Raw genomic sequence first — 14,182 nt, 5'->3', positions numbered from 1 at the left:
TAGCAGAAGTTCGCGGTCGCCTGCCACCTGGGACAGGGTATGGGAAAACCGGCCCTCTAAGACTTTCGTGCACTTGCAGTCATCCCAATGATCAACTGGCGATTTTCCTCGATCATGAAATCCTGTCTCCTCGTTCTTTCGATTGGACGATCTTCTGCAGGGCAATGATTGGGGGCAAATCAGTGACTGATCCGGCGTTTCTTGAAACGAACGAAGCCGATGTTGTTGTGTCTTATGACCGGGACCGCTCTCTCCAGGACATCGTACGTCAGCAGGCTCGCATCGCCCCGCAGGCGACGGCGATTGTCTTCGGCGACGAGCGTCTCACCTACGACGAGCTCGACAGATTGTCCGACGCCCTGGCGGGACACCTCGCGGAGCTCGGAATCCGAAAGGGCGATGTCGTGGGCATGCTGCTTCCGCGCGCGCTCAATACCGTCATTTGCATGCTTTCGATCCTGAAGGCCGGCGGCATCTATGTACCGCTCGATCCGGCCTATCCCGAAGAGCATCTCGCCTATGTCGCCGCCGAGTGCGCCCCCAAGGTTGTCTTCGTCGATGCGGCATCCGCTGGAAGGGCTAGCTCCGTCCCCGACCTGCGCGGCACAATCATCGATGCAGGAGTTGTGATTGGAAGGCTCGCACACAGCGCCGTCGCCAAACGGCCGGCCATCGAGGTCACTGGCAGTGACCCGGCTTACATCATGTACACGTCCGGTTCCACGGGCCGGCCGAAGGGCGTTACGATTGCCCACCGCAGCATCGCGCGGGTCGTCCTCGATCAGAACTATATCGATTTCAGACGTGACGACGTCATCCTTCACGCCGCTACAATCGCCTTTGACGCGACGACCTTCGAAATCTGGGGCGCGCTGCTGAACGGATGCACGGTCGCCGTCATGCCCGATGCCGATTTCTCCCTGGCGCGCCTTGCCGGCGTCATGCGTGACACCGGCGTCAGTATGACCTTTCTCACCACGGGGCTGTTTAATCTCTTCGCGGACTATGCAGGGGGCGATCTGCCGAGGCTGCGCCATATGCTTTTTGGCGGCGACGTGGGCTCTCCAGTGCATGCCCGACGATTCCTCCAGCGCTATCCCGGCTGCCGGCTGAGCAATGCCTACGGCCCGACCGAAACTACGGTGTTTGCAGCGGCCTTCACCGTGCCGCCAGGCTTTGCGGAGGCGGAGCTGCCGATCGGCAAGGCGATCGCCCATACCGGGATCTGCATCTTGGACGAGGAATTGCGGGAACTTCCGCCCGGCCGCGAGGGGCAGCTTGCGATATCCGGCGACGGATTGGCGATCGACTATTTCCGTTGTCCGGAGCGCACCGCGGAGAAATTCGTCATGGTCGCCACGAGGGCCGGCCCGAAACGCTGCTATCTGACCGGCGATATCGCCCTTCTCCAGCCCGACGGTACGGTGAGCTTCAAGGGACGCCGCGACCGCCAGGTCAAGATCAACGGCAAGCGCGTCGAGCTTGACGAGATCGAGACCGCACTGAGGAACGACCCGGCACTCTCCGACGCCATCGTTCTCTGCCACCTCCAGGGTTCCACCCTGAAACGTATCGTCGCCTATCTGCGCCCGCGCGCGGAAACTGCGCTTCGCGATCCGGCTTTCGCACAAGAGGTCATGTCGAGGCTGCGCGCCACACTTCCGGTCTACATGATTCCGAGTGCGACCGTCGTGGTCGATGCATTCCCGCTCACCCCGGCCGGCAAGGTCGACCGCGCGAGCCTCCTCCCGCCGCCGATCGAGGCCGCCCGGCCCGATGCGCAAGCCGTGGCAAGCACGCAAGCGGAAACGCTACTGACGCAGCTCTGGAGCGAGGCGTTGGGTGCCGAAGGGATCGATCTCGACAGAAACTTCTTCGATCTCGGCGGCACCTCTCTCCAGCTTTTGCAGGTGCATGCGGGACTGGAAGCAAGGCTCGGGCGCGCCGTAGATGTCGTCGCACTGTTCAAGCATTCGACCATCCGCGAGCTTGCCCGCCATATCGAGGGCAAATCCCAAAATACCGCGCGATCCATCGCCGCTGCCCAGGCGGGCGGCACTTCAAAGGAAAACCATGTCCCAGTTCCGAAGGAGCGCTTCATGACGCGAATTCACGAAACCGCCCACGCCGATCTCGATCGAATTGATATCGAGGACGATCAGGGCCCGGGCGGCATCGCGATCATCGGCATGTCTGGGCGCTTCCCGGGCGCACCCTCCGTGGAAGCGCTTTGGGAGCTCGTCCGTGACGGCCGGAATGCCTTTTCAACATTCGCGCCGGACGAAATCGAAGATTGCTTCACCGACGAAGAACGCGCCGCCGCAAATTATGTCGCTGCCCGCCCGCATCTTCCGGACGTGGACATGTTTGACGCCGAATTCTTCGGCATGTTTGCACGCGAGGCAGCACTCACCGATCCGCAGCATCGCGTCTTTTTGGAAATCTGCTGGGAAGCGCTCGAAAACGGCGGCTACGATCCGCATCGCTATCCGGGCATGATCGGCGTCTTTGCCGGCTCGTCGATGCCGACCTATCTGATCAACAACGTCCTTGGCGATCGTGCCAAGGCGGAGGAATTTGCCTCCAATTATCAGATCGGCTGTTTTCAGCAGCTCGTAGGAGCGCTCAACGACGCGCTCGCGACTCGTATTGCCTACAAGTTTGATCTGCGCGGCCCCGCCTTCACGCTGCAATCGGCCTGCTCGACCTCGCTACTTGCCGTGTCGCAGGCCTGTCAGAACCTACAGACCTATGCTTGCGACATGGCGCTCGCTGGCGGCGTGTCCATCACGCTGCCGCAAAAACGGGGATATATCTACCAGGAAGGCGGCATGGCTTCGGCCGACGGCACCTGCCGGCCGTTCGATGCGAATGCGGATGGAACCGTCTTTGCAAGCGGCGCAGGCGTCGTACTCCTGAAGAGGCTGGAAGACGCGCGAAGGGACCGCGATCGCATCTTCGCAGTCATCCGCGGCTACGGCATCAACAATGATGGCTCCGACAAAGTCGGTTTCACCGCACCGAGCGTCCGCGGACAGGCCGAGGCGATCTCCGCCGCCCTGGCAAATGCAGGAGTGCCAGCCGCATCGATCGGATACGTTGAATGCCACGGGACAGCGACGCCCCTGGGCGATCCCATCGAGTTCGGCGGCCTGAAGGAGGCCTATCTCGACATTGCGGACGCGCGGGAGAGCTGTGCGCTCGGTTCAGTGAAGGGCAATGTCGGGCATATGGACTGTGCTGCAGGCGTATCCGGTCTCATCAAGACAGCGCTGATGCTTCATCGCGGCAAGATTCCGCCGATGCCCAACTACAGCCGCCCCAATCCTCGGCTCAATATCGAGGAGAGCCCCTTTTATATTCCCACCGAAATGACGGACTGGCCGGCACAGGGAAATCCGCGCCGCGCAGGCGTCAGTGCCTTCGGCGTCGGCGGCACGAATGTCCACGTCATTCTCGAAGAAGCGATTGGCGAAGACCGCGAGGCATGCTCAGACGTCACCAGGCCGTACATCCTGCCGCTGTCGGCACGCAATCAGGCAGCCTTGTCGGCTATGCGCGCCAATCTCAGCGCTCACCTGACCGAGCGCCCGGAGATTTCGCTCGCAGACGTCGCCGCAACGCTGCAGAACGGCAGATGCGAGTTCAGCCATCGCTTTGCGATATCGGCCCGGACCGTCGAAGAGGCACGGGAAAAGCTCGGCGCGGAACGCACTGCGGATTCCATCGCCTCGGACGCCCCTCCGGTCGCGTTCATGTTTCCGGGACAGGGCGCGCAATATGTCGGCATGGGTGCTGGACTCTATAACAGCGAACCGGAATTCGCACGCTGGATCGACAGGGGCGCCGAACTGCTGAAGCCTATGCTCGGCCTTGATCTTCGGATTTTCATCTGCCATTGCGGACCGGTGTCGGAAGCAATGGCTGACGAACAGCGCAACACGCGCATCGCTCAGCCCTGCCTCTATCTCGTCGAATATGCGCTGGCACGGCTGTGGATGAGCCGAGGCCTCAGGCCCTACGCGATGATCGGCCATAGCGTCGGCGAGTTCGTAGCGGCAACGCTTGCCAACGTGATTTCTTTCGAGGATGGACTCCGGCTTGTCGCAAGCCGCGGGCGTCTCATGCAAAGCCAGCCGCAAGGCGCGATGGTTTCGGTTCGGGCCGACGCGCAAACCGTGTCCGCTTACCTGAAAGGCGATGTCGAGATCGCCGCCGTCAATGCTCCGAAGCTGTCGGTTATCTCCGGCCCGTTCGCGGAGATCGACGAGGTTTGTTCAGCGCTCGAAGCTGGCGGCATTGCCTTCAGCCGCCTGCACACGTCGCATGCCTTCCATTCGCCGATGATGGACGAGGCGGCAGCTGCACTTTACGAGGAGACAGCCAAGGTGACCTACGGAACCGCAACGGTTCCCTATATCTCTTGCGTGACCGGAGACTGGCAGACGGCGCAACAGGGCACTTCGCCGGATTACTGGGCAAGGCACTGCCGCGACGCCGTTCATTTCGCCGCTGGCCTCGCAAAGCTTTGCGACGGGAGAAAACCCATACTCCTGGAGGTTGGTCCAGGGCGGACGCTCTCCGTATTTGCTTCGCAGACCGTTGCACGGGACAACCTGAATACCGTCATCCAGTCTCTGCCCGAACACGATCGCGCACCCGAAGCTGCCGATGTCTTCGCCGGCGCCCAAGGCAGATTGTGGATTGCTGGCTGCGTCCTCGGATGGCCGGAACTGCCCAACGGCGCAACGGCACACCTTGATCTGCCGGTCTACCCGTTCCAGCGCCAGCGTCACTGGATCGATGCGCCTCCATCGGCGCGCCGCAATGCAGGCTCTTACGCGCGGTCTCGCTCCGAGCTGCAAATCGTGGTCGAACCTTCGGCTGCGATCCAAATGCCGGCAACTGTCAGCGTCGCTCCAACGAACGCCCCCTCTTCCGCCGATCGTATCCCTGCGCTTGAGTGCGAATTGCTGGCCACTCTCGCCGAGATGTCGGGCAATGCATTGAGGCCGGCCGACGTCGCCGCGACATTTATCGAGCTGGGCTTCGATTCCCTCTTCATCGGGCAATTCGCGCAGAGGATCGAGAAGGACTACCGGGTCAAGATTTCGTTCCGCGATCTTCTGAGCACCATTCCGTCGATCGCCAACCTGGCGAAACATCTCGATGAGAAAATGCCGGAGAAAGCGCCGGCAGCATCTCCGCCGCCTGCGGCGCATCTTGCGCCAGCGGCGGTTTCTGCCGCGTCGGAGATTCCTCTTGCGCCTACCCCTTCGCCCTCCGCATCGATGGGCGAAGTGCAGGCCCTCATTCAATCGCAGATTCAACTGCTCCAATCACTCTTCGCCCAGCAGCTCCAGTTGCTGCAATCCTCGGCGACCTCTCCACCGGTGGCGGTGGCAGAAGGGGCCGCAGCCGTAAGCCTGGCGCAGGCGGTACTGTCAATTGCTCCGGCTCCAGCTGCTGCTGTCCCGCCCGAAACCGTAGGTGCGCCGGTCACGCCCGCAGAAAGGCTGGAATCCGTCCCGCTCACGGAAGCTCAGACGGAGATCTGGCTGGCAGCCCAGACCGGCGATGAAGCGTCCTGCTCCTTTAACCTGTCCATTTCGCTGACGCTCGACGGCGAGTTCGACGAAGCTGCCTTTTCAAAGGCACTGAGCCTTGTGACGGATCGCCATGATGCGCTTCGAATCCGCTTCAGTCGCGCTGGCGATTCCTTCCGCTTCGCCGACGATTTCGCGCTTCAGGCGCCGCTGGTGGATTTCGCCGGCCAGCCCGACGGCGAAGCGCAGCTTCGCGAGATGCTCGACGAGGATGCAAGGACGCCCTTCGACCTCGTCGACGGCCCGCTTGCCCGCGCCTTCATCGCGCGTCTGGCGGTCGACAAGCATGTTTTCGTCTTCAGCGGGCACCACATCATCTGCGACGGCTGGTCGATCAGCGTGCTTCTCGACGAGCTAGCGATGGCCTATGCGGCTTTCCGCAACGGCGAGACACCGCAATTCGAGCCGGCGCTCTCCTTTGCCACCTATGCGACGAAGCTTGCGCCCACACCCGAAAAATCCGAGAAGGACGAGCAGTTCTGGCTCGATCAGTTCAAGGAGATTCCGGAACTGCCGGAACTACCGCTGGACCGGACGCGGCCCGAACATCGCAACTTCGCCAGTGGTACCTGCACGGGCTACATCGAGGGCGATGTCTACAAGGCGCTGAAAAAAGCTGGAGCGCAGTCCGGCGCAACCCTGTTTTCAACCTTGCTGGCAATGCTGCAGGTCGTCGTCTCCCGGCTTTCCAGGCAGGAGGACATCGTGATTGCGGTTCCTGCAGCCGGTCAGAACCTGATCGGAGAAGCGATCCTTTTCGGCCATTGCGTCAATCTCCTGCCAATCCGCCAGACCGTCGCATCACAGGCGTCCTTCGGCGAGCACCTGAGGGCAACGCAACGGCTTGTTCTGGAGGCGGTAGAGCATCAGTCCTGCACCTATGGCACGCTCGTGCGCAAACTTGGCGTAAAGCGGGATTCGCGCCGCCTGCCATTGACAGAAATCCAGTTCAATCTGGACCACACCACAGCAGATCAGCCCTTCGGGAACCTGACGGCAAACATGGCCAACAACGTGAAGGGCTTTTCCAATTTCGACATGTTCTTCTGCGCGTTCGAAGAAGAAAACGCCGTCCGCATCGATGTCGAATACAATGCGGAGGTCTTCGACCGATCGACAATCGAGCGCTGGATCCAGCATTTCGCAACGCTCGCCGAAGCCCTGTCCAGGAACATCGACGTCGAGATCTCGAGGCTGCCGTTATTGAGCGACGACGAACGCGGCTGGCTGATAGACGGCTTGAACGACACGGCGGCAAACTATCCGCACGATGAGCACGTGGTCTCCCTCTTCGCCCGCAAGGCGTCGAAGCAGCCCGATGCGGTTGCCGCCGAACATGGCGGCCGCTCCATCACTTACGGCAGGCTGGAAGCCCGCTCCAATCAGTTTGCCCGATATATTCAAGAGGCGATTCCCGAGCCCGGCCAGCGCATCGCACTGCTCGTCGACCGGTCGCTAGACATGGTCGTGGCGCTGCTGGCGATCATGAAGGCCGGGCACACCTACGTGCCCATGGATCTTTCCCATCCTGAAGAGCGCCTTTGCCAGACCCTCGACGTCGCGCGCGTCGGCGGCCTGATATGCGACAGCGATGCCATGGCGTCGCTCGCCCCCGCAGGCATTCCCGTTATTCGCATCGACGAGGAAGCAAAGGCGGTAGGCCGAATGACCAGCACTGCGCTTGACACTCTGCCGCCCAATTCCGCTGCCCCTGCATATGTCATCTTTACCTCCGGCTCGACCGGGGCACCCAAGGGCGTCGAAGTGTCCCATCGGGCGTTGACGAACTTCCTCCTCTCCATGGCGAAGGAGCCCGGCTTCACCGATCGGGATACGATCCTTGCGGTGACGACGATCTCGTTCGACATCGCGGGGCTCGAGCTCTACCTGCCGCTCGTTACCGGTGGGAAGATGGTGATTGCCGACCGGCAGCAGGTGCAGGATGGCTTCGCCATTGTCGATCTCGTGGAAAAGAGCGGTGCGACCGTGCTTCAGGCGACCCCAACGCTCTGGCAGATGCTTGTCGAGGCCGGTCTAGAGGACAAACCGCACCTCAAGATGCTGTGCGGCGGAGAGCCTATGCCGAAAGAACTCGCCAAATCCCTGCTGAAAATCGGCGGCGAGCTCTGGAACATGTATGGCCCGACGGAGACGACGGTCTGGTCGTCCGTCGCGCGCATAACCGACGCGGAGGCACCGATCACCATCGGCCATCCGATTGCCAATACCCAGCTTTACATCGTCGACCGCAACAACGAAATCGCGCCCATCGGCGTCACCGGCGAGCTGTGCATTGGCGGCGACGGCCTGGCGAACGGCTACTTCGACCGGGTGGATCTAACCGAGAAGGCCTTCGTTCAGATCTCCTTCGGCTCGAACCCGCCAACGCGGCTCTATCGGACCGGCGATGTCGGACGCCGCCTTGCGAACGGTTCGCTGCAACTGCTCGGACGCCGAGACCAGCAGATCAAGCTCCGCGGCTTCCGCATCGAACTCGGCGATATCGAAGCCGTCGTTTCGAAGGCTCCCGGCGTGCGCCAATGCGCGGTCGTCGCTGCGGAGAAAAAGAGTGACGGCAAATTGCTCGTTGGATACATCGTACCGGAAGCAGGCGCCGAGCCGAGCGCAGCCGAGCTCTCGGACTTCGTCACGGCGAAGCTGCCCCGCTACATGGTGCCGACCTACTGGGTGACCGTCAGCGAATTGCCGCAGACAGGCAACGGCAAGCTTGATCGCAAGACGTTGCAGCAGCGTGGAATTCCTGCACACAGCACCGAGACTAAAAAGACCAAACCGCGCACTCCAATGGAAGTGCAACTTGCGGCTATTTGGCAGGACATACTCGGCAGCCAGGATATCGCCGTGGACGACAATCTCTATGCGCTTGGAGCCGACTCCCTCACAATTTTCCGCATGGCAGCGCGCATGCTGGACGCCAATCTCCCGCTGGAAGCCAAGCACCTGTTGCGCTACCCGTCTATCGCGCAATTGGCCAGGTTTGCCGAACAGCAGATCCGGCGGCGAGAGAAGCTGTCCAAAGGCCTGTCCTCAATGTGGTGCAGCGTCTTGAACATTGACCAATTGCAGCCTGATGACGATTTCTTTGCCGTCGGCGGCAACTCCGTTCTCGCAGCAAAACTCCTGCAAGAAGTAGAGGCGGCCTACAAGATCGTTCCAAATCCCGAAATGATTTCCAAATTTCGGACATTCCAGGATTTCACGGCAAAAATCGCCAAGACACTGGAAGGCGTTGACACGGATTCGTCCCTTTGGGAATTGGTGACATGCAAGACAGGCAGCAGCGATGCTGTTGTCTATACGTTCAATCATCCATTCCTGTACTACGCGCTCGCCACCGAGATCGACGACAGCATTTCCGTTCACAACCTGAACATGTTCAGCGCTGATTTGACGAGCGCACCGGCGGATATGTCGGTGGAAGATATCGCCAGACAAGCGATCGAAGCGATGAAAATTCCGGCGGGAACCCGTCGTTTGGCCCTGGTCGGTCTGTGTGTGAACGGCATTTTGGTCATGGAGATCAGCCGGCAGTTGCGCGAAATCGGCATAGACGTACGCTGTACCGCTGCCATCGATAGCTGGTGCCCCACGTTCGTATCATCGCTGCCCAAGAGCCGCCTAATGTGGTGGCAGACCGAGAGGCGCGCGAAGCGGGTCTTGCACTTCACCAGCAAGCTGGTGAGGGGGGACATTACAGCCCAAAATTACTTCAGGCACTTCAACATCTCATGGAAGCTGATGCAGCTTCTTCACGTGAAGAGCGCCGAACCTTTGGAATCAGATCGCGCCAATGCGATGGTCACTGCGTTCATGAATTCCGCAGCCACGCATCACAATGACCCGGCGATCAGAGATTCATCAATTGTCCTGGTGCGCAGTCAGGCGCACAATAGCCGGGCACGAAAGTTGAGGTTCGGCTGGAGGAACGCCGTCGCCGAGGACACGCCAGTGCTCGACCTTGAAGGATGGCATGAGGACTCGCTCATAGATTCCGGCAAGGCCCTGGCAAATCTCATATCCGCGCGCCTTGGAGTCTCCTCGGACGTGTCATCAGGCGGAATAGCTCACTGAGCGCAATCCGTCAGACGTTCGTCAGTTTTGGGAGCACGCGTGGATGGGAATGGCAGCACACAGACCTGTGAAAGTTGCGGTCCTGGCAACGTCGAGGGATCGGCTCGAAGCATGGCAATTGATGGTGCTTGACCGGCTTGCTTCCGAGCCTCTTTTTGATCTTGCAAGCATCATCGTGCATCAGGCGGCACCTAAGGTTCGGGTGCCGAAGCTCTTCGCACTCGAGGCCCGTCTGGAACGCAGGTTCCTTACGCATGAGACCCCCTATCTGCCGAAATGCTTTTCGCCGGAAACCCAGCGGTTCGACGACATGGGATCGCGCGATTTAGAAACGGCGGAGAGCCAGGACATCCTTCGACGCCTCCTGCAGGACCTGGAAGCGGACATCGTCATTCGTATGACGCCCTCCGGCCTGCCATCAGGCGTAAGTGATGCCTTGCCGTTCGGACAATGGGCGTTGAGTTGCAGCGATCAGGTCTCGGACAATGTCGACTGGTTCGCCTATCGTGGCACTATTTCGAAGGCGGCATCGATCGAGCTCTTGCTTTATAAATCCGCAGGACCGGGCGGAAGCGTTGACGTCATCGCGTCGTCCTTCTTCAATACCAAGACAAGTGCTGCGCGCGTTTCCGCCTCGATAAAGGAGCGTGGCGTGACCTTGCTTATGCGCGAATTGAAACGCCTTGCCGAGACACGGCAACTGCATGTGATCGCCCGCCGGCCCATCCCGGCAATCCCCCCGCCCTCCGCTTCAGACCTTGGCCGCTACGTTGCTACGCTTGCTGGCGACCTCGCCGCACGTTGCATCAAAATGCTGAGAAAGAAGCTTCATACCGGTTCGTCCGTTTGGGCCCTCTATACCGGCGGGGGTCACATCGAGGATTTCGACCCACAGCAATCCGTTGAAATTCCGCCAACGATGAACGAGATCAAGGCGGATCCGTTCCTTTTCGAACATGAGAACGAATGTTACCTCTTCTGCGAAGCCTATGCGGATGGCCAGAAGAATGCCCACATTGCCGTCGGGCGCTTCCGCGGGGACAAGCTCGAACACCTCGGGATAGCCTTGCGTTGCGAGCACCACCTTTCCTACCCTTTTGTCTTCAGGGATGGCGAGGATATTTTCATGATGCCCGAGCGGCACCAATCGCGCCAAATCCAGATCTGGCGCTGCGTCGAATTTCCGCTGAAATGGGAACTGTACTCGACGGCGCTCGAAGGCAGGTCGGCCGCCGACAGCGTGCTGATGCGTCATGGAGGAAAATGGTGGCTTTTCACGAATCTGTCGGATTTCCACGACTATGAAGATCACTGCAGTGAACTCTACGTTTTCGAGGTCGACGGTCCAAAGCTCGAGCGCGTTACGCCGCACCGGCACAATCCGGTCGTCATAGACAGCACGCTCGCGCGAAATGCCGGACGCATGTTCGAACGGGGCGGCCGCCTCTATAGGCCGTCGCAGCGCAATGCTTATGGCATCTACGGATATGGACTGAACATCATGGAAATCGACGAGCTGAGCCTCGACAGCTACAGCGAGCGGTGCATACGAACGATTACGCCGGACTTCAAGAAAGGCCTGCTTGGCTGCCATCATTTTGATGAGGTGGCCAATCGTTACGTTCTGGATGCCCGTTTGACATGAAAAACAGGGCGTTTTCGTCTCGATAGTTCAGGCTGACATGCCTTCCGCCGGTCAGCGCCGCAAGCGTCCCGACAAATGGAGATGGGATTTCCAGGTCGAACAGACTCCAATCCGCCGGCGAATTTCCGTCTGCATCCAGGCGCTCAAGGCGCGGCGGAAGACCATCGCCGACGGTGACGTCGAATGCATCCAGGGGAAACGAGAGTCCGACGCCGATCGCCTTGACGAAGGCTTCTTTGCGTGTCCAGACGGAATAAAACGCCCGACGATACTCTGCCCCCGGAAGTGCAGCGAGGGCCGTTTCCTCCTTCGGCGACAGGAAATGGCTGACATTGTCTTCCTTCAGAGGCCGAACCTCTTCTATGTCTATCCCGACTTGGTAGCAGCTTGATACCGCAAAGGCCGCCATCCCGCCGCAATGGCTGAGGTTGAAATGCAACATCCTGCCGTTCGAAGCTGCGATGCGCGGCTTGCCATAGGCATTGTAGCTCAGGTTGAGGCGGTTGGGCTCTATCCCGAGGTAGCTGCCGACAATTCGGCGCAGCCCCGACCGGCCTGCAATGAACCTGCGGCGATCACGCTCGTGAACGAAGCGGGCTGCCGCGTCAAGCTCGCGGGCCGTCAATGGCGTTGCGAGATATGGTGCCTGCGAAGGGCTCGCCTCCTCCAGGTTCCATATCCAGATGTCGATGACATCAGCGCTCAAGCCGTCACGCATTACCCCCACCCCCTGCCGACAGTTCATAGAGAGCAATCAGGACCGCCGTTTGTCTGCCAGCCAAGCTCAGAATGGCAGGTAGCGTCACCTGCACGGAGCACCAGTTTGGCTGGTCTGCGGCCCGACAGGCAAGCTATCCAAAGTCGGTAGAGAGTTACGCTTATAGGCACCTTGGCCATGCTCCGGCCTTCGCCGTATTTTGGTAATCTTCAAAGTGCCGGCACCGATGGAGTAGTATTAATGAGTTCGCGTGAGCCATCGTCGCTATCCAGCCTGACGGCAAAAGCCGGCACCTGGACGGTCGGCAGCAAGTTGGCTTCGAAGACACTGGATTTCGTAACGCTCCTGTGTCTCGCCCGGCTGCTCGGCCCATCGGATTTTGGACTGGTGGCTATGGCGATGTCCTCGGTTCTCATAGCCGAGGCGATTTTCGAGATGCCGGTTGCTGCCGCACTCATCAGAGAGCCGTCGCCAACCAAGGATATGTTCGACACGGCTCTGACGATCGGCCTGACAAGAGGTCTGATCGTTGGCATGCTGCTCTGTGCGCTCGCCTATCCGCTCGCATTGTTCTATGACGAGCCGCGGCTGACCACCCTGATCTGCGTGCTTTCGCTGGCGCCTGTCATGCGCGGACTTAAGAGCCCGAAGCTGATACTTTTTACACAGCGCTTCGATTTTCGCCCGGACTTCATCCTGGAGGCTGCGGGCAAGATAGCCTCCTTGTGTGCTGCCGTAGCCATGGCCTTGTATACCGGAAGCTACTGGGCGATCGCGGTTGGCACGGTTGTCGGCCCGATGCTGATGATAATTGTCTCCTATATCTACGCGCCGCAGCGGCTAGTTCTGTCACTCAAGGACTGGTCGATGTTTGCGCCCATTGTCGGATGGTACATGCTGTCGCAAATTCTCCAATCGGTGAACTGGCAGCTCGAAAAACTCCTCCTGCCGCGCTTTATGGACCTGGTTTCCTTCGGCCGCTATTCCGTTGCAAGCGACATTACTGCCGTTCCCTATCAGTCGGTGGTCCAACCGCTCTTCAGGCCGTTTCTCGTCGCGTTCTCGCAGATTCCGTCGCATGAAAAGCTTGGTGAAGCCTATCTGCGCGCCACAAGCACGATCGTCTTCCTGGTCGCGCCGGCGCTCGTGCTTCTGTCGATCCTCGCGGATGTGGTCGTCACGATATTGCTTGGGCCTTCCTGGCATGGCGCCGCCTTCATCCTCACATGCCTGCCGCTGATCGCCATCATCAGCCTTCCCACGGCACTGGTGAATTCCATTTGCTTCCTGGCCGACAAGATGCATCTGATCGTCGTCAAGAACGTCATCGAGCTTTGCTCCAAATTGATGCTGATCTGCTCGCTCGGATATGCTTACGGGCTGTATGGCATACTGGCCGGACAGACGATCGCCGCCGCGATAAGCCTCACCACTTCGCTTGCCATCGTCCGTGCATCGATCGGCCTGAGCCTTGCCCGGCAAGCCAAGGAAGGGGTCAAATATTTCGCTCCGATCTTGCTGATGGCGCTCTGCCTGGTGCCGGGAATCTATCTCGGCGACTCCGTTGACCATCCTCTGCGGCAGTTGTGGCTATCGATTGCAACGGCCGCCGCTGCAGCGCTTGTCTATCTTGGCAGCATGTTTTTCATGGCGCGCATGTCTTCGTCCGAAGGACTGCATGAATACGACTTCGTCATGCAATATCTGAGAAAGAGGTTCAGGCCGGCCATTTAATGGATGCCGTTCGGCCTGTTCATAATCTATCGGTTTGCCTGATCGAAAGGCGCAAGCCGCTCTCAAATATAGCCCCTGCGGCCCTTATGTTTCAGGCTGTAAAACCGATGGGAAAGCCAGGTACACTTGCGAGATGCAGGAGACTCGCCATAAAAGGAGCACAACCGGACGCCTAACTGGCATGTCGATTGACATTGATGCTTGCTGTTGTCTTCGTCGAGGCGAAGAATTGCGGGCAGTTCAGTTTGAAGTTGCGCGAAGCAAGGCGTCTAAGCCCAACCATTTTCGAAGCCAAGGGGTCTTAGTGTTGAAACGTCGGCAGGAGGGCGGACGGATGCATTCAAAAGTCCCTTTCGAACGTACGCGTTCTCCCACCGCAAAATTCGT

Annotated in this window: 4 protein-coding genes; 3 read left to right on the top strand and 1 reads right to left on the bottom strand. The window is 59.7% G+C overall.

Going from position 1 to position 14,182, the window contains the following annotated elements; all coding sequences use genetic code 11:
- Positions 1 to 182 precede the first annotated feature (182 nt).
- A complete protein-coding gene (locus tag ACZ9BX_RS01195; RefSeq protein ID WP_476215152.1) occupies positions 183 to 9,698 on the top strand; it encodes an amino acid adenylation domain-containing protein in 9,516 nt (3,171 codons plus the stop codon).
- A 49-nt stretch (positions 9,699 to 9,747) separates the two neighbouring features.
- The gene (locus ACZ9BX_RS01190) at positions 9,748 to 11,343 is read left to right on the top strand and encodes a glucosamine inositolphosphorylceramide transferase family protein (protein WP_476215150.1); all 1,596 of its coding nucleotides are present in this window, start codon (positions 9,748 to 9,750) and stop codon (positions 11,341 to 11,343) included.
- On the opposite strand, the gene ACZ9BX_RS01185 is transcribed toward ACZ9BX_RS01190, so the two are convergent.
- Complete coding sequence (locus ACZ9BX_RS01185) at positions 11,267 to 12,061, bottom strand: 4'-phosphopantetheinyl transferase family protein (RefSeq protein ID WP_476215148.1); 795 nt, start codon at positions 12,059 to 12,061, stop codon at positions 11,267 to 11,269. The two genes, ACZ9BX_RS01190 and ACZ9BX_RS01185, sit on opposite strands and share 77 nt — an antisense overlap.
- Positions 12,062 to 12,301: 240 nt before the next feature.
- On the opposite strand from ACZ9BX_RS01185, the gene ACZ9BX_RS01180 reads away from it, so the two are divergent.
- Entirely contained in the window at positions 12,302 to 13,795 is a 1,494-nt protein-coding gene (locus tag ACZ9BX_RS01180; protein ID WP_476215146.1) for an oligosaccharide flippase family protein, read from the top strand.
- Positions 13,796 to 14,182: the final 387 nt, after the last annotated feature.

Source organism: Rhizobium sp. USDA 3886 (assembly GCF_056279785.1).
This window is presented reverse-complemented; position numbering and strand designations above follow the sequence as displayed.